The following is a 17,025-nucleotide window of genomic DNA, read 5'->3' as shown; positions in this document are numbered from 1 at the left end:
GAGTATTGAGCATCCCTGACATTTTTTCATATGTTAAAGTTGTGTTAATTTTAGAGAGCAAAACCTGCCTTTTTTTCAGGTTTATGCACATATGTCGGGCTTTTTTGGGCTGGCAGTAGGGAGACAGAAATTTCCTTAAAATTGTTAAAAACTTAACCTGGCACAATTAACTTACTGTTTTTTAGCATATTGTGTGTCCCGGATTGATGCGTTTTATCCGTGTTTGTAGGTTTTTCCTAATTTTCAGCACATTCCTTGCAGTAACCTGACGGAATTTAATAATAACTATAAAACTTCAACAAATGAAAGTTCTTGTAATTGGCGCCGGAAACATGGGGCTAACGTATGCCCAGGGAATGGCCCAATCAGACTTATTAAAGAAAAAAGATTTAATGATTCTAGACAGTGCCCGGGAGCGAACCGACGCACTGAAAAAAAACGACGAATTCGACGTCTACGAAAAAATTGAAGATTGTTTACCCAATGCAGATATCGTGTTCATCGCGGTAAAGCCCTACCACAGCGATGAGCTCTTTCAGGCGATCAAGGAACACAAACGGCCGGATCAGATTTTTATATCCATCATGGCCGGTGTCACCATCAAAACCATGCAGGAAGCCATGGACATTAAAAAGGTAGTGCGTGCCATGCCTAACCTCGCGGCCAGGGTAGGTCACGGATTTACTTCCTTTACCGCTTCCAAGGACGTTTCCAGACTGGAGCTCCTTACCGTTGAAAAGCTGATAGATACCACCGGAAGGTCTATTAAGCTTGCCAGCGAAATGGAAATAGACAAATCTACCGGGATCTCCGGTTCCGGACCCGCTTACATATTCTATTTTATGCAGTCCATGATGGAAGCTGCAATGAAAATGGGATTTACCCAGAAAGACGCCCGCCTTATGGTGGCCCAGACGTTCCAGGGGGCTGTAGAATTGTTCAACAGTTCTGATCTCGACCCCAATGCATGGATGGACAGAGTGGCTTCAAAAGGAGGTACTACCCGTGCCGCGCTGGACTCCATGGAGGAGAACAACGTAAAAGAACTCATCAAGGACGCAGCCCATGCTGCTTTTGAGAGAGCGGTACAGCTGGGTAATGAAAACAATAAGGAATATGTACGATAAAAGAATAGTAGTCAAGGTAGGTACCAATGTAATGATCAATAAAGACAACCGCATTGTACAGCCTATCTTAAAAAGACTCGTAGACCAGGTTGCCGAATTGTACGAACAGAATATTATGACCGTACTGGTCTCTTCAGGTTCGGCCAATGCAGGACGGGAAATTCTGGGAGAGAGCGATATAGAGAACAAGTCCATACGAAGGCAGGTCTATTCTGCCATAGGACAACCGAGGATGATGCGTTATTATTACAGCATTTTTCACGATTACGGTATGCGTTGTGCACAGGTGCTGGCCACCAAAAGGGATTTTAATCCCGGTGAGCACCGCAAGAATATGATCAACTGTTATGAAGGGTTGATGTCTGAAGGAGTTATCCCCATTGCCAACGAGGACGACGCCGTGTCGGTAACACATTCCATGTTTTCCGATAATGACGAGCTGGCAAGCCTTATTGCTGAATTGATCCATGCCGATATGCTGATCATCCTTACGGATATAGACGGTTTCTACACCGGACACCCGGACAATGACGATTCCGAGCTGCTTCCCGAGGTAAGAGTAAACCAGAAAGTGGAACAGTTCATCGAGGAAACGGACAAAGGGGAAACCTCCGGCCGTGGCGGTATGGGCTCCAAGCTCAAGATCGCCAAGAACACGGCGGCCAAGAATATCCCTACCTATATTGCCAACGGTAAGAAGGACCGTGTGATCCTTGATATCGTGGCAGGAAAAGACGTGGGGACACGGATTGTGGAATAGAAAAAGGTTCGAAGTCAGAAGTCCGGAGTCCGAAGTATTTTTCACTTTCGACTCCGGACTCCCGACTTTCGGCATCAAAAAAACTTCATTCACAAAAAATCAGAAAAAATGAAACTATTAGCAAAAGATATAAAAAACAAGGTGCTCGAATCCATGGAGCGTATCCTGGACGAAGAGCGCGAAGCCATAATTGCGGCCAATAAAAAGGATCTGGATGCCTTTGACAGTTCAGACCGTGCCATGTATGACAGGCTGGTGGTAAACCAGGCCAAGGTAGACGGTATGATCCAGGCGGTGAAAGAAGTCCGCGGGCAGGACGACCCTGTCGGGAAGGTAAAATCGTCCCGTGAACTGGAGAACGGCCTGAAAATACTGAATAAAACCGCCCCGTTCGGTACGATAATGATCATATATGAGTCCCGGCCGGATGTAACCATAGAAGCATCCGTTCTGGCCTTTAAAGCCAATAATAAGATATTGCTCAAAGGCGGGAAAGAAGCCTGGAACAGCAATAAAAAACTCGAGGAATGCTGGCACAGGGCCCTGAAAGAAAACGGCCTGGAACCGGAAGCCTGGGTGCAATTACTGAACATGAACCGACAGGAAACCCAGGAATTTTTGAAGAATCCGCCGGAAAAACTGGACCTTATCGTACCGCGAGGAGGGGAAAGGCTTATTCAGTTTGTAAAAGACCACGCCCGCTGTGCCGTATTGGTGAGTGGAAGAGGGAATAATTTCCTTTATGTGAATAAGGATGCCGACTGGAACAAGGCCCTCAAGGTCATTATCAATGCCAAGACCGACAAGATCTCCGGGTGCAATGCTCTGGACAAAATTTTGATCGATAAGAATATCTCCGGCTATGAGACCAAAGTAAAAGAGCTGGAAAAGGAATTGCGGCAAAATTCCGTAGAACTCCTGGTTGATGAGAACATCAAGAAGGTTCTCCCGGATGCTTCCCTGGTGGAAGAAGAGTCGGTTTGGTATGAAGAATTCCTGGCGCTCAAGGCAGTGATCGGTGCCGTGGATAATGTAGATGAAGCCATAGACCGGATCAACAAGTATTCCGGTGGGCATTCCGCCTGTATACTTACGGAAGATGATACTACGGCACAGGCCTTTATGGAACAGATAGACAGTGCTGCGGTATACCAGAATGCCTCCACCCGTTTTACCGATGGCGGACAAATGGGCGTAGGTGCCGAACTGGCCATCAGTACCGACAAGCTGCACCACAGGGGCCCGCTGGGACTGGAACAACTGGTCACCAATAAGTACTATGTGTATGGTAACGGTCAGGTGCGTGTATAAAGGCTTTTAGACATTCACTGTTATCTGTTTTACACAGAGGCTGAAACAGAACCCTTTTTGAATAAATACACAAGTCCCGGAAGGTCACCAGATCATCCGGGACTTTTTTTATCGGCTTTTTCCATTTTTATCCATAATATTATGAATATTTTTACAATGAAAATTTTTTCGGATTGATTTCCGGTCAAAAGATACAGAAAAATGAAATTGATCATCATCAACGGTCCCAACCTGAACCTGCTCGGTAAGCGTGAGCCCGAAATATACGGTTCCGAAACCTTCGAAGACTACCTGTTTAAACTACGGTCGGATTTTCCGGGTGTAGACCTGGAGTACTACCAGTCTAATATAGAAGGCGAGATCATAGACAAGCTGCACGAAACGGGGTTCAGCTATGATGGTATCATCCTCAATGCCGGGGCTTATACACATACTTCCGTAGGTATAGGAGACGCTATAAAGGGTATAACCACCCCCGTAGTGGAGATACATATTTCCAATACCTTCGGGCGGGAATCATTTCGTCATCAATCCTATATATCGCCCAATGCAAAAGGTGTTATACTGGGCTTCGGGCTTCAAAGCTATGTGCTGGCCATTCAGAGTTTTATAAAATAAAGGAACTGCCTGATAGTCCCTCTCTTTGATCGGGACCGGAGGATTAGAAAGCCCATGTCACGGAATAGTACGGATCTGTAGGGAAGTCCCGGGACCTGCCGGGCAAACTCCCCGCCCAGAAAAGCGGGAAGCCCTGTAAAGCTAAAATTCTACCTCGAAGGAACGATCCAATACCCGTAAGCATACGAAGCATAAGGCAACCGGTATTTTTCCAGGGGAAGGCTGTACCAGCTGTCAATACCCGCTACGCCGGACTGCATGCCATCCACATTGACAAAAGTCTTTTTCCGCGGAACGAGTTCTCCGGAGTGCGTTTGCGCTTTTTCCATTCCCCCGTCCAGGTCATCGGTATTGTAGTGCAATGCCGAAAAATGTACGGGAGCATCACCTATGATCTGTAGAACAGCGCCTTTGCCGTTACTCAGGGTGGCATGACGGACATCCGTCTTGTTCCCGCTGTCCTGCGGACGGATATAAGGGTGGTACTGCCCCGAAACGGTCCCTTTGTACAGGCCGATAAGCGCAGCGGTCTTGCGGTCGGTATAAGACTCGAAAGGTCCGCGGCCGTACCACTCCACGTTTTCAAAGCCTTCGGGGAGCACCATGGTATTCCCGAACTTGAACATGGGGGTGTGTTCGCCTTTTCCGGCCTTAAAACTGTTAGCTACGTGTATCCTGCCGTCTCCGTAAACTGTGTACCGCTGTGTAAACTCAGCATCGCCTTGCAGTAATGGCCGGGTAAAAGTGATTTCTACGGCTTTGTCTTTTTTCAGCTCGGCCGTTTTGTAAGTAACATTTTCCCCGGATTTCCCCGCTTTTTTCCATCCGGCATATTTTCGCTGTGTTCCCGCACCGTAATCATTGTCTACGGGAGCCCGCCAGAAATTCACCTGTCCGCCTTCTTCGAGTAAGGTTTGACCGTTATGTGTATAGTTGCTGATTATTCCCTTACCGGTATCAAAGTTCACGGAAAAGGCATCACCTTTCAGGCTAATGTATCCGTCTTTTTTATTTATGGTGATGTTTTTTCCTGTTTTTTCGGGGATGAAGGTTTTTCCCTTTTGAAGCAGAAACTGGTCGTAGGCGATTTCATAATCTGCCGGGATAAACGGTTCTTTTTCCTTCAGGCGAACCGAAAAGTTCAGGAGGTATTCCTTGCCGGGCGCAAAACTTGAAGTCAGCGGAATGGAAACCTCTTTTTCTTCCCGGGGTTTCAGGTTGAAACCCTCCAGGGTGCCCTTTTCCCTGGAGGTACCGTTTTCCAGTAGTTCCCAGTCTATGCGGTAGTTGGAGATATCCCGGAAAAAGTACCAGTTCTTTATGGCAAAAGTCCGGTTTAGCGTGTCCCTGATGGCAAATTTCACATTTTGGTGCACCCTTTTTACTTCAAACATATGCGGGTTCGGGCTGCGGTCGGGCATCACCAGGCCGTTGAGGAGGAAATTACCGTCGCTCGGCGTATTTTGCGGGCCGAAATCGCCGCCGTAAGCGTAGATTTCCTTTCCGTTCTTTACCGTTTTGATCCCCTGGTCTACGTAATCCCAGATAAACCCGCCCTGCAGGATATCGTATTTTTCAATGACCTCCCAGAATTCCCTGAAGTTCCCGAGGCTGTTTCCCATGGCATGGGCGTATTCACTCATGATCAAGGGGCGGTTGTACCCTTTTTCTGCAAATGCCGCCATTGAACCCGGCGAAGGATATTGCGGCACAATAATATCCGTGTTCCATTCTTTCCCGGCGCGTTCGTATTGTACCGGGCGGGAAGGATCGCGTTCACTGATCCAGTTGTAGGCGTTGTAGAAATTCCAGCCGTTGCCCGCTTCGTTACCCAGCGACCATGTAATGACGGACGGGTGGTTCTTGTCCCTTTCCACCATGCGCCGAATGCGTTCCATGTGGGCTTTGAGCCATTTCGGGTTATTGCCCAGCGTGTATTCCAGGTCGTAATACATGCCGTGCGATTCTATATTTGCTTCATCCACAACATAGATCCCGTAAATATCACACAGTTCATAAAAATAGGGGTCGTTGGGATAATGGGCCATACGAACGGCATTGATGTTGTATTGTTTCAGGATGCGGATATCTTTTTCCATAAGCTCCCGGGAAATCACATGTCCGGTTACCGGGTCGTGTTCGTGGCGGTTTACGCCTTTGATAAGGATGGGTTCTCCGTTCAGGTAGTACTGGTTGCCTTTTATTTCGGTGGTACGGAAACCTACGCGTTGCGATATTACCTCTTTCTGTTTTCCCCTTTCGGAAAGGGTGATCTCCAAACGGTACAGGTTGGGAGTTTCGGCCGACCATTGTTTGACCCCCGGGATTTTATGTGAAAACGAAGTGATGCTGTCCGTTACCTTCCGGGAGTCTTTATACACGACGTTTTCGCCTTCAAAAAGGGTAATGTTCAATGTGTGCCTGTTCTTTCGGGAAGACAGGTCCTTCACTTTGACTTTCAGTTGAAAAATCCCGTCGGTATAAGAATTGTCGAGAGCGGCGAGGATATCAATATCCCCGATGTGGGTTTGAGGTGTGGCATAGAGGTAAACATCCCGTTCAATGCCCGATATTCTCCAGAAATCCTGGCATTCCAGGTAGCTGCCGTCGCTCCAGCGGTACACTTCAAGGGCCACCTGGTTTTTTCCCGGTTTTACGTAAGGGGTGATATCAAATTCGGCCGGGAGCTTTGACCCCTGGCTGTACCCCGCTTTTTTACCGTTTACCCAGATGTAAAAGGCAGATTTCACCGCCCCGAGATGAATGTATACCTTTTTGTCCTTCCAGCCTTCGGGGAGTGTAAATGTTCTTTTGTAAGAACCCACGGGATTATAACCGTCCGGGATATCCGGCGGAGAAGGGTTTTTGACCTTGAATTCATAAGGGTGGTTCACATAAATGGGCACACCATAGCCCTGTAATTCCCAGTTTCCCGGCACTTTGATATCGTCCCATCCGGAAGTGTCGTAAGTTTCCTTATAAAAATCCGTAGGGCGGTCGGCTACGTCACGCACCCAGTTGAATTTCCACGTGCCGTTGAGCAGGAGGTATCTTTTCGAAGCTTCCCTTTTGTCCTGTCCGGCAAGAGTATTATTTTCGTAGGCGAAGAAAGAGGCCCTCGGAGGGAGTTTGTTGATGCCCGTAACATCCGGGTTTTCCCAAACAGGGTCTAAGGTTTGCGATAATATGGCAGTGGATAGCAGTAAAAACAGAAATGTCGAATAGTGCGTTTTCATGGAAGTTGATATTGTGTTCGAACACAAATATATAAAAGAACAAGCTTATAATCCTGCTTTTTATGGTAAATCCCGATAAAAAAACATATTTGAACTGGAGCAGCGGAAAGGATTCTGCCCTGGCCTTATACAGAATGTCAGAGCGGGGGGACTATGATGTACAGACCTTGGTGACCACCGTAAACAGGGATTTCGGCAGGGTGTCCATGCACGGTTTGCCGGAAACGTTGCTGGGCCTCCAGGCAAAAAGTATCGGTTTGCCATTGCGTAAAATTTATTTTCCCGCCGTTGTGGATATGGAAACGTATGACCGGACCATGAAGAAAGAAACCGCCCTGCTTTATGGTAAAGGATACCGTTATGCTGCCTTTGGTGATATTTTCCTCGAAGACCTGAAAAAATACCGGGAAGAAAGACTTGCGGAAACAGGTTTGGAGGCCGTTTTCCCCTTGTGGAAACAGGATACCCGTAAACTTCTGGAAGAATTTCTGGAACTCGGTTTTAAAGCGGTTACGGTATGCGTAAATGCCAGGGTGCTGGGGCCGGAATTCTGCGGCAGGGAGATCGACCACAGCTTTATTCGCGATTTGCCCGGGGGAGTGGACGCCTGCGGGGAAAACGGGGAATTCCACACTTTTGTGTATGACGGCCCCGTATTCCGGTATCCGGTAGGTTTTAAGACCGGTGAAAAAGTACTGAAAAGTTACGGACCGGAAAACAACGAAAAACAAAACTGGGACAATTCCTTCTGGTATTGTGATCTTTCCCCCGGCTCAGGCTTATCCTGAGTGCAAGCCGAAGGGCTCGGGAACCGGGGGTTTTAGGAAATAGTTTACTATAAAACCAATATATCTGCCCTTCCTGGTTCCCGAGCGGAGCCGAGGGACGTTAAACCTTTTTTAAATTGTTGTGTTACCCGTATAATATACCGTATCTTTAATAGTGTGGAGAAAAAGATGGATGTGATGCGTGTTTTAATTACAGGAGCAACAGGATTGATAGGCAAGGAGATAGTCAGACTATGCGGCCGGGAGGGGATTGATGTGCACTATCTCACAACAAGTCATTCCAAAATTAAGTATACCGAGAAGTGCAAGGGATTTTACTGGAATCCCGGAAAAGAAGAAATAGCTACGGAATGCCTGGAAGGGGTAGATGCCATTATTAACCTTGCGGGAGCCCCGATTGCCAGACGGTGGACAGCGCAACATAAAAAACGTATCCTGGACAGCAGGGTAAAGTCGCTGCAATTACTGGATAAAACCCTGGAAAATAACAGAGAACATCATGTGAGAATGCTGGTCTCGGCTTCCGCCATAGGAATATATCCGGATTCCCTGACGCATTATTACGATGAAGAGGAAGAGGAGGTGGACAATTCTTTCCCCGGGAAGGTGATACGGGAATGGGAAGCTGCTGCCGACCGACTGGGGAAACAGGGGCTTGAAGTGGCCAAAGTACGTATAGGCCTGGTGCTTTCACCGGACGGGGGAGCCCTGCCTCAAATGGCAAAACCCGTACGGTATTTTGCAGGGGCTGCTTTTGGCAGCGGACAACAATGGCAGTCGTGGATACATATTACAGACCTGGCCAGGATATTCCTGTTCCTTCTGGAGAAAGAAATGCCCGGTATTTTTAACGGTGTTGCCCCCAACCCGGTGACCAATGAAAAGCTGACCCGGGAAATTGCGAAAAAACTTGAAAAGCCGTTAATACTTCCCAATATACCACGTTTTGTGATGCGGGGTTTGCTGGGTGAGATGTCCTACCTCTTGTTCAGCGGGCAGAGGGTGAGTTCGCGTAAAATAACAGATATGGGCTTTTCCTTCAGATACTCCAGCCTGAGCCCGGCATTGGACAACCTGTTCGACAGGGAATGATCTTATTGTTTTTTACGCTTGAAAAAAATAAAATAGATGTTCACACCGAGAATAGCAAGGTTGGTAATGATTACCGGGATGGAAGGGAGCATGACACCGTATATCACGAAGAGAAAACAACCGATGGAATTCACGGTTCTCAGTGTTGTGATATCCCGCATAAGGAAAGAAAGCAACACCCCCAGAGAGGCGGCATAACCAATCCATTCCGTTATGGAGATACCAAATAGTTCCATAAATTGCTGTCGGCCGCCCGGGACCCGATGAGAACCGGGCGGATGTTACTTTTTGATGTTTATAGTTGCCCGGAAACCACATGTCCGTGTCCGGTTATTTAATGCCGTTCAGCAAGCAACCGGGCACCTCCCGGTAGCTGAAGCGAAGCCGAAGCTAAGCTATTTTATGACGCTTCCTTTCGTTTTCGGTAAGGTATATCTTCCGTAACCTCAAACTTTTGGGCGTTACCTCAACATATTCGTCTTTCTGGATGTATTCCAGTGCTTCTTCGAGTGAGAATTTTATGGCCGGTACGATCTTCGCCTTTTCGTCGGCTCCCGAGGAACGGACATTGGAGAGTTTTTTGGTCTTGGTTACGTTCACGGTCATATCGTCGCTCCTGGAGTTTTCCCCGATCACCTGGCCTTCGTAGATATCCTCATTGGGATCGATAAAGAACTTGCCCCTGTCCTGCAACTTGTCGATAGAATAAGGAATGGCTTTTCCTTTTTCCATTGATATGAGCGAACCGTTGTTCCTTCCCGGGATATCTCCTTTGTAGGGTTGATATTCTATAAAGCGGTGCGACATGATAGCCTCACCTGCTGTAGCCGTGAGCAACTGGTTTCGCAGCCCGATGATTCCCCTCGACGGGATATGGAACACACAAACCATGCGTTCTCCCTTGGGCTCCATACTCAGCATTTCACCTTTGCGCAGGCTTACGAATTCCACCGCTTTTCCCGACAGGTTTTCCGGCAGGTCGATGGTCAGCTCCTCCACAGGTTCGCATTTTACACCGTCTATCTCCTTGATGATCACCTGGGGTTGCCCGATCTGGAGTTCATAACCTTCACGACGCATGGTTTCTATGAGAACGGAAAGGTGCAGTACCCCGCGTCCGTAAACCATGAATTTGTCGGCATTTTCGGTTTCTTCCACCCGCAGTGCCAGGTTTTTTTCCAGTTCTTTTGCTAACCGTTCCTTGATATGGCGGGAAGTCACATATTTACCTTCCTTGCCGAAGAACGGGGAATCGTTGATGGTGAAGAGCATACTCATGGTAGGCTCGTCTATGGCAATGGAGGTCAGGGCTTCCGGGTTTTCCAGGTCGGCAATGGTATCGCCTATTTCAAAGCCTTCCAGGCCTACAATGGCACAGATATCACCGGCATTGACCTCGGCCACTTTTTTCCGGCCCAGCCCTTCAAAAATATGCAATTCCTTTATTCTTGATCTCGATATGCTCCCGTCCCTTTTTACCAGCGATACCTGCATGCCTTCGGTCAGTGTGCCGCGTTGCAGCCTGCCTATGGCAATACGCCCGGTAAAACTGGAAAAGTCAAGGGAAGTGATGAGCATTTGCGGTGTCCCTTCCGATACTTTCGGTTCGGGGATGTGTGCTATCACCATGTCCAGAAGCGGCTCAATATTGTCTGTTTCGTTTTTCCAGTCTTCCGACATCCAGTTGTTCTTGGCCGATCCGTAGACCGTAGGGAAATCCAGTTGCCATTCTTCCGCTCCCAGTTCAAACATCAGGTCAAATACTTTTTCATGGACTTCCTCGGGCGTACAGTTCTCCTTGTCCACCTTGTTGATAACCACGCACGGTTTCAGTTTCAGGTCGATGGCCTTTTGCAGCACAAAACGTGTTTGCGGCATGGGGCCTTCAAAAGCGTCTACCAACAGCAAAACCCCGTCGGCCATGTTCAGCACCCGTTCTACTTCACCACCGAAATCGGCGTGCCCGGGAGTGTCAATGATGTTGATCTTGGTGCTCTTATAGGTCACCGAAACGTTTTTGGAGGTTATGGTAATCCCCCTTTCGCGTTCCAGGTCGTTATTGTCCAGGATCAGGTCGCCCGTGTTTTCATTTTCCCGGAATAGCTGGCAATGGTACATTATTTTGTCCACCAGCGTGGTCTTTCCGTGGTCCACGTGGGCTATGATTGCTATATTTCTGATATCCGCCATGTTCTTAACTTGATTTTTTATCGCTATTTTTTTTGCAGGTCATCGGTCATCGGTCATCGGTCATCGGTCATCGGTCATCGGTCATCGGTCATCGGTCATCGGTCATCGGTCATCGGTCATCGGTCATCGGTCATCGGTCATCGGTCATCGGTCATCGGTCATCGGTCATCGGTCATCGGTCATCGGTCATCGGTCATCGGTCACATCCGATTTTGAGGGCGCAAATATAAATTATATTATTGGTATATGCGTATTAAATTATTGTTTTTTAAGGAGTACGGGACAGATGCGGAAATTTTTTTGTATCGGAAATCCGGCAGTTTTTTCTTCACGAACAGGCCTGAATTTAAATAATTTTTTCCTTTTTTCCCTCGTTAGTAGTGATTTCAATATCTTTGGATGCTACTATGCGAAAACCAATATTGCGATATGAGTAATCTGCTGGAAGTAAATGATGTTTCCAAAAAATACGGACAGTACACCGCGCTGGACAATGTTTCACTGAAAGTGCCCGGGGGCAGTATTTTCGGTTTGCTGGGACCCAACGGGGCGGGAAAAACAACCCTGATACGTATTGTCAACCAGATTACCTATCCCGATAAAGGAACGGTCACATTCGATGGAGAACCGCTTCGGTCCGGTCATATCACCGACATTGGTTACCTTCCGGAGGAACGGGGGCTGTATAAAAGCATGAAAGTGGGGGAGCAGGCCCTCTACCTGGCGCAACTGAAAGGACTGTCACGGAAAGAGGCCCGGGAACGTTTGAAATACTGGTTTGACCGGCTGGATATCGGTGACTGGTGGAACAAAAAGATACAGGAACTGTCCAAAGGGATGGCACAGAAGATACAGTTTGTGGTTACCGTGCTGCACCGCCCCAAACTGCTTATTTTTGATGAACCTTTCAGCGGGTTTGACCCCATCAATGCGAACATCATTAAAGACGAAATATTACACCTTAGGGATAAAGGGGCCACTGTTATCTTTTCCACACACCGGATGGAATCGGTAGAGGAGCTTTGCGATGACATTGCCCTGATCAACCAATCGAAAAAACTGCTCGACGGAAAGCTGGCGGATATAAAACGACAGTATCGCAGCAATACTTTTGAAGTTGGCCTGGATACGGAAAACAAGGAAGAGTTGCGATTGTTGTTACAGGACCGGTTTACCGTGTCGGAAGCCAGTTTTAAATCGCTTTCCGACGAACTCAAATTAAGGGTACAGCTACAAAACGGGCATTCGCCCAACGACCTTTTGGAATACCTGGTGTCCAGGGCTACCGTCAATCATTTTGTAGAGGTCATCCCCAGTGTAAACGATATTTTTATTCAAACCGTAAAAGATAGTGACCGCAATGCATAAACTGCCGTTGATCATAAAAAGGGAATACCTGGCCAAAGTGCGCAACAGGTCTTTTATAGTGATGACCATCCTGAGCCCGTTACTGGTAGTGGGAATGGCAGCGCTGGTGTTCTTTCTTACCAAAGCCAATAATGACGAGAAAAAAGTCGTGGCCGTATTGAACGAGGGAAATTTTTTCCGGGCCCAGTTTCAGGACAATGCTTCCATGTCTTTTATAAAGTTTGACGAAATGTCGGTAGAAGCGGCCAAGGATTCCGCGCAACATGCCGCATACTATGGCCTGCTCTACATCCCGGAAGGGGGCGATATAGAGACCGTAGCCGAAAACATCGAGTTTTTTTGCAGGGAATCCCCGGGGCTCGGGACCCTTTCGTCTATGGAAAGTGAGATACGCAAGCAGGTCAGGGAGGTGAAACTTCAGAATTTCGGGGTGCCCGACAAGGTCCTGAAAGAGATGGCAAAAGGTTATGAGATCAACGTAGAGAACTATACGGGCGAGAAAAAATTACGCGGCATCAATGAAATGAAAGCCTTTATAGGTGGTGCTTTCGGGTATCTTATCATGATGTTCATTATCATTTACGGTGCTTTTGTGATGCGCAGTGTCATCGAGGAAAAGACCAGCAGGATCATAGAGGTGATCATTTCTTCGGTAAAACCCTTTCAGCTTATGCTGGGAAAAATTATAGGGACTTCCCTGGCCGGGATCACCCAGTTTATGATCTGGACGGTTTCGGCAGGCTTGTTACTGTTCCTGCTTGCCGGTTTTCTCGGGGTCAGTATAGGGGAGTTGGGCGGAGGTTCCAGGATTCCCCCCGAAGCTGTGGATGCCGTAAACAATATGTCCGGAGGAATGCAGGAAAAAATACAACTTTATCTGGTTGAATTGTTAAATATATCCTGGGGACTGTTGTTGTTTTCCTTTGTGGTGTATTTTATACTGGGATATCTTATTTACAGCTCTATTTATGCGGCCATAGGTGCTGCGGTAGACAACGAGACCGATACGCAGCAATTTATGTTCCCGGTAATATTACCGTTGATGCTGGCCATATACGTCGGTTTCTTCTCGGTGTTCAGCAACCCCCACGGACCGATAGCAGTAGGGTTTTCACTGTTCCCCTTAACATCTCCCATTGTAATGCTTATGCGTTTGCCCGGCGGTGTAGGCCCCGGAGGAGTGCCGCTGTGGCAGTTTATCACTTCCATAGCATTGCTTATAGCCACCTTTTTGTGTATTGTATGGCTGGCGGCCAAGATATACCGGGTGGGCATACTCATGTACGGTAAGAAACCAAGTTATAAAGAATTGTATAAATGGTTGAAATATAGTTGATAATTAACCAAATCTCAGCGCTATGAAAGATATAATAGATTTCATCAAAAACATTCTTGCCTATAAAATATATTCTCCTGAAGATAGTAAGGTAGATATAACCGTAGGGGTACTTATTGCTGTTATTATTGCTATTATCGCCACCAATTTTATCCTGAAACTGACAAGAAAGTTAATTACCAGGAAGATGGCCGACGGGGATAAGAATAAGTTTACAAGTATATTCCTGTTCGCAAAGTATATTACATATGTGCTGGTCATCATATTTACACTTGATGCCTCCGGGATTAATATCACCGTTTTCCTGGCACCGTTTGCCGCATTGGCCGTAGGTCTGGGTTTTGCCCTGCAACAGTTATTCCAGGACATTATGTCGGGCATACTTATTATAACCGACAAGTCGCTGCATGTCGGGGATATTGTGGAGGTAGACGATAAAGTGGGGCGGGTTACCAGCATCCACCTGCGCACCACGCGTATGGAAACCCGTGGCGGGAAAGTGCTGATCGTCCCTAATCATAAATTTATGTCCGATCCGTTGTTTAACTGGACACAGAACGGAAATACGGTAAGGGAAGAAGTGAACGTAGGGGTGGCCTACGGGTCTGATGTAGAGCTGGTCAAGGATATTCTGCTGAAATGCGCTTCCCGTCATCCCGGCGTGCTGGAATTTCCCGAGCCTTTTGTGCTCTTTGAGAATTTCGGTGATTCCTCCCTGGACTTCGGGGTCTATTTTTTCCTTCCCGATGGTTTTGTCGCGCTCAGGGTAAAAAGTGAAATACGCTTCGAAATCGATAAGATGTTCAGGGAAAACAATGTGTCCATACCGTTCCCGCAAAGAGATATACACATTATTCCGAACGATTGATAACAGGTAGGTGGAATTACTCTGGAAGAGACACCCCCACAAGGGAGGAACTTTGTATCTTTTAAAAAAGCGTTATGCTCCCCCCTTGAGGGGGGACACAGGGGGTGTATTCAGCAATCAAATAAACTCAAACCTGCAACAATAAACCAAAAACACAACTATGCCAAAGATTTTAGTAATAGAAGATGAAGTTGCCATACGAAGGGTATTGATAAAGATACTAACGGAGGAAAACAAGGAATACGAGGTGGATGAAGCCGAAGACGGCCTTGCCGGGATAGAAATGATCAGGAAAGAAGACTATGACCTGGTGCTTTGCGATATCAAGATGCCGAAAATGGATGGCGTGGAAGTGCTTGAGGCTTCGGCCAAGGTGAAGCCCGATGCACCTTTCGTGATGATATCCGGACACGGCGACCTGGATACGGCCGTGCACACCATGAAGCTCGGGGCCTATGATTACATTTCCAAACCGCCGGATTTGAACAGGCTGCTCAATACCGTAAGAAACGCCCTGGACAAGAAAGAGCTGGTCAGCGAAAATAAACGTCTCAAGAAGAAAGTCAGCAAGCATTTTGAAATGATCGGGGAAAGTGAGGCCATTTCCCGGATAAAAGAGATGATCGAAAAAGTGGCCCCTACCGATGCACGTGTATTGATAACCGGCGCTAACGGAACAGGCAAGGAACTGGTGGCACACTGGTTGCATGAGAAGAGCGACCGTTCCAAGGCACCTATGGTGGAGGTCAACTGCGCAGCCATCCCTTCCGAGTTGATTGAGAGCGAATTGTTCGGGCATGTCAAGGGAGCATTTACTTCAGCGGTGAAGGACAGGGCCGGGAAATTCGAAACTGCGAACAAAGGAACGATTTTTCTGGATGAAATAGGAGATATGAGCCTGTCGGCACAGGCCAAGGTGTTGCGCGCATTACAGGAAAACAGGATATCTAGGGTAGGAAGCGATAAGGACATCAAGGTGGATGTCCGTGTTATAGCGGCAACCAACAAAGACCTGAAAGCGGAAATTGAAAAGGGGAAATTCCGGGAAGACCTCTACCACAGGCTTGCCGTTATTATCATTAACGTACCTGCATTAAATGACCGGAGAGAAGACATACCGTTACTCATAGAACACTTTGCCGAAAAAGTGGCGGGGGAACAGGGCGTGCAGCAAAAACGGTTTTCCAAAGTCGCCATAAAGTTATTACAGGAATACGACTGGACGGGAAATATACGTGAACTCCGCAATGTGGTGGAACGGCTCACCATTCTCGGAGGGGATGAGGTCAGCGAAGGCGATGTGGAACTCTTTGCAAGTAAGTAACGAAGTGAGGTCCGGTTGCCGGTTACCTGTTATAAATACAACCGGAAAACTGGCAACATAAACAACGCCAATAATACTATCAGAAAGAATGTTGGGAAAGTCCGCATCCCGTTTTGTTTTTCGCTTAACTTTGGACAAAAATCAGAGAGCAGTATCATGAAGATTGTAATATCACCGGCAAAATCATTGGATTACGAATCCGAACTGCCCGTAAAAAGGTATTCCGAACCCTCGTTTTTAAAACAGGCGGAGCGACTGAACAAAATACTGAAAAAGAAGTCGCCTAAAAGTCTGTCGAAATTAATGGGGATCTCCGATAACCTGGCGCAGCTCAACTGGCAGCGCAATCAGGACTGGAGCCTGCCTTTCTCCCCGGAGAATGCCCGTCCGGCCGTGTACGCCTTTAACGGGGATGTTTACGAAGGCCTGGACGCCTATACCATTCCGGAGGCAAAGCTGGACCAGTTACAGGATTCCCTGCGGATTTTATCCGGGCTCTACGGAGTACTGAAGCCGCTGGACCTGATCCAGCCTTACAGGTTGGAAATGGGGACATCACTCAAAGTGGGCGTAAAGAAAAACCTGTATGAGTTCTGGAAAAAAACATTGACCAAAGCCCTGAATGAGGAACTCGAAAAGGACGAGCTCTTCATCAACCTTGCCAGTAACGAGTATTTCAAGGCAGTAGATACCAGGTCGTTGAAAGTCCCGGTCATTACCCCGCAGTTCAAGGACTGGAAGAACGATCAGCTGAAGGTTATCAGTTTCTTTGCCAAGAAGGCCAGGGGACTTATGGTGCGTTATATTCTCGATACCGGGGCAGAAACCGTGGAAGACCTCAAAGGGTTTGATTATGAAGGGTACAGCTTTAGCGAAGAACATTCGGTGAAGAAAAACGAACTGGTTTTTGTAAGATAGAAAAAAAGAGGTGAAACCGTAGGACTTATAAGACAGACCGGAGAAATGAATTGTCAGCCCTGCTGTCGTAAGTTCTGTGTCCTGATAAT

The 17,025-nt window shown here is 47.4% G+C and carries 14 protein-coding genes; 11 read left to right on the top strand and 3 right to left on the bottom strand.

Annotated elements, in window-relative coordinates; all coding sequences use genetic code 11:
- Positions 1 to 302 precede the first annotated feature (302 nt).
- The 4 genes from proC (at position 303) to aroQ (ending at position 3,816) form a co-directional block, all read left to right on the top strand.
- On the top strand, positions 303 to 1,127 hold the full coding sequence (gene proC, locus LS482_RS03870) for a pyrroline-5-carboxylate reductase (protein ID WP_233030438.1): 825 nt from the start codon (positions 303 to 305) through the stop codon (positions 1,125 to 1,127).
- On the top strand, positions 1,117 to 1,887 hold the full coding sequence (proB, locus tag LS482_RS03865; protein WP_233030437.1) for a glutamate 5-kinase: 771 nt from the start codon (positions 1,117 to 1,119) through the stop codon (positions 1,885 to 1,887). The genes proC and proB overlap by 11 nt, the downstream gene beginning before the upstream one ends.
- Before the next feature lie 87 nt (positions 1,888 to 1,974).
- Positions 1,975 to 3,198, top strand: coding sequence for a glutamate-5-semialdehyde dehydrogenase (locus tag LS482_RS03860; protein WP_302849404.1), 1,224 nt, complete (start codon positions 1,975 to 1,977; stop codon positions 3,196 to 3,198).
- 201 nt (positions 3,199 to 3,399) lie between these two features.
- Positions 3,400 to 3,816, top strand: coding sequence for a type II 3-dehydroquinate dehydratase (gene aroQ, locus LS482_RS03855; protein WP_233030435.1), 417 nt, complete (start codon positions 3,400 to 3,402; stop codon positions 3,814 to 3,816).
- A gap of 149 nt (positions 3,817 to 3,965) precedes the next feature.
- On the opposite strand, the gene lacZ is transcribed toward aroQ, so the two are convergent.
- Positions 3,966 to 7,052, bottom strand: coding sequence for a beta-galactosidase, LacZ type (lacZ, locus tag LS482_RS03850; protein WP_233030434.1), 3,087 nt, complete (start codon positions 7,050 to 7,052; stop codon positions 3,966 to 3,968).
- Between the two features lie 62 nt (positions 7,053 to 7,114).
- On the opposite strand from lacZ, the gene LS482_RS03845 reads away from it, so the two are divergent.
- Together LS482_RS03845 and LS482_RS03840 are read left to right on the top strand one after the other, a co-directional pair.
- Positions 7,115 to 7,840 (top strand): Dph6-related ATP pyrophosphatase, encoded by a 726-nt coding sequence (locus LS482_RS03845; RefSeq protein ID WP_233030433.1) that lies wholly within the window; start codon positions 7,115 to 7,117, stop codon positions 7,838 to 7,840.
- 177 nt (positions 7,841 to 8,017) lie between these two features.
- Positions 8,018 to 8,932, top strand: a complete 915-nt coding sequence (locus LS482_RS03840; protein ID WP_233030432.1) for a TIGR01777 family oxidoreductase — start codon at positions 8,018 to 8,020, stop codon at positions 8,930 to 8,932.
- Positions 8,933 to 8,934: 2 nt separating this feature from the next.
- On the opposite strand, the gene LS482_RS03835 is transcribed toward LS482_RS03840, so the two are convergent.
- Both LS482_RS03835 and typA read right to left on the bottom strand, forming a co-directional pair.
- Entirely contained in the window at positions 8,935 to 9,168 is a 234-nt protein-coding gene (locus LS482_RS03835; protein ID WP_233030431.1) for a uroporphyrinogen decarboxylase, read from the bottom strand.
- Between the two features lie 154 nt (positions 9,169 to 9,322).
- Positions 9,323 to 11,122, bottom strand: coding sequence for a translational GTPase TypA (gene typA, locus LS482_RS03830; protein WP_233030430.1), 1,800 nt, complete (start codon positions 11,120 to 11,122; stop codon positions 9,323 to 9,325).
- Positions 11,123 to 11,551: 429 nt separating this feature from the next.
- Between typA and LS482_RS03825 the strand changes: the two genes are divergently transcribed.
- The 5 genes from LS482_RS03825 (at position 11,552) to yaaA (ending at position 16,936) form a co-directional block, all read left to right on the top strand.
- A complete protein-coding gene (locus LS482_RS03825) occupies positions 11,552 to 12,490 on the top strand; it encodes an ABC transporter ATP-binding protein (protein WP_233030429.1) in 939 nt (312 codons plus the stop codon).
- Positions 12,483 to 13,826: an ABC transporter permease gene (locus LS482_RS03820; protein ID WP_233030428.1), complete on the top strand. Its 1,344-nt coding sequence runs from the start codon at positions 12,483 to 12,485 to the stop codon at positions 13,824 to 13,826. The genes LS482_RS03825 and LS482_RS03820 overlap by 8 nt, the downstream gene beginning before the upstream one ends.
- Before the next feature lie 22 nt (positions 13,827 to 13,848).
- Positions 13,849 to 14,694: a mechanosensitive ion channel family protein gene (locus LS482_RS03815; RefSeq protein ID WP_233030427.1), complete on the top strand. Its 846-nt coding sequence runs from the start codon at positions 13,849 to 13,851 to the stop codon at positions 14,692 to 14,694.
- Positions 14,695 to 14,854: 160 nt separating this feature from the next.
- On the top strand, positions 14,855 to 16,018 hold the full coding sequence (locus tag LS482_RS03810) for a sigma-54-dependent transcriptional regulator (protein ID WP_233030426.1): 1,164 nt from the start codon (positions 14,855 to 14,857) through the stop codon (positions 16,016 to 16,018).
- 156 nt (positions 16,019 to 16,174) lie between these two features.
- Positions 16,175 to 16,936 (top strand): peroxide stress protein YaaA, encoded by a 762-nt coding sequence (yaaA, locus tag LS482_RS03805; RefSeq protein ID WP_233030425.1) that lies wholly within the window; start codon positions 16,175 to 16,177, stop codon positions 16,934 to 16,936.
- The last annotated feature ends 89 nt before the right edge of the window (positions 16,937 to 17,025 follow it).

It is taken from the genome of Sinomicrobium kalidii (genome assembly GCF_021183825.1).
Taxonomy (GTDB): domain Bacteria; phylum Bacteroidota; class Bacteroidia; order Flavobacteriales; family Flavobacteriaceae; genus Sinomicrobium; species Sinomicrobium kalidii.
Note: the sequence above shows the minus strand (reverse complement) of the source record. Positions and strands in the feature narration are given on the sequence as shown.

Excerpts from the sequence above, each read along its gene's own strand:
- yaaA (WP_233030425.1), top strand. The coding sequence starts at position 16,175 with ATGAAGATTGTAATATCACCGGCAAAATCATTGGATTACGAATCCGAA.
- LS482_RS03815 (WP_233030427.1), top strand. The coding sequence starts at position 13,849 with ATGAAAGATATAATAGATTTCATCAAAAACATTCTTGCCTATAAAATA.
- lacZ (WP_233030434.1), bottom strand. The coding sequence starts at position 7,052 with ATGAAAACGCACTATTCGACATTTCTGTTTTTACTGCTATCCACTGCC.
- proC (WP_233030438.1), top strand. The coding sequence starts at position 303 with ATGAAAGTTCTTGTAATTGGCGCCGGAAACATGGGGCTAACGTATGCC.
- aroQ (WP_233030435.1), top strand. The coding sequence starts at position 3,400 with ATGAAATTGATCATCATCAACGGTCCCAACCTGAACCTGCTCGGTAAG.
- LS482_RS03845 (WP_233030433.1), top strand. The coding sequence starts at position 7,115 with ATGGTAAATCCCGATAAAAAAACATATTTGAACTGGAGCAGCGGAAAG.
- LS482_RS03835 (WP_233030431.1), bottom strand. The coding sequence starts at position 9,168 with ATGGAACTATTTGGTATCTCCATAACGGAATGGATTGGTTATGCCGCC.
- LS482_RS03825 (WP_233030429.1), top strand. The coding sequence starts at position 11,552 with ATGAGTAATCTGCTGGAAGTAAATGATGTTTCCAAAAAATACGGACAG.
- LS482_RS03810 (WP_233030426.1), top strand. The coding sequence starts at position 14,855 with ATGCCAAAGATTTTAGTAATAGAAGATGAAGTTGCCATACGAAGGGTA.
- typA (WP_233030430.1), bottom strand. The coding sequence starts at position 11,122 with ATGGCGGATATCAGAAATATAGCAATCATAGCCCACGTGGACCACGGA.
- proB (WP_233030437.1), top strand. The coding sequence starts at position 1,117 with ATGTACGATAAAAGAATAGTAGTCAAGGTAGGTACCAATGTAATGATC.
- LS482_RS03840 (WP_233030432.1), top strand. The coding sequence starts at position 8,018 with ATGCGTGTTTTAATTACAGGAGCAACAGGATTGATAGGCAAGGAGATA.
- LS482_RS03820 (WP_233030428.1), top strand. The coding sequence starts at position 12,483 with ATGCATAAACTGCCGTTGATCATAAAAAGGGAATACCTGGCCAAAGTG.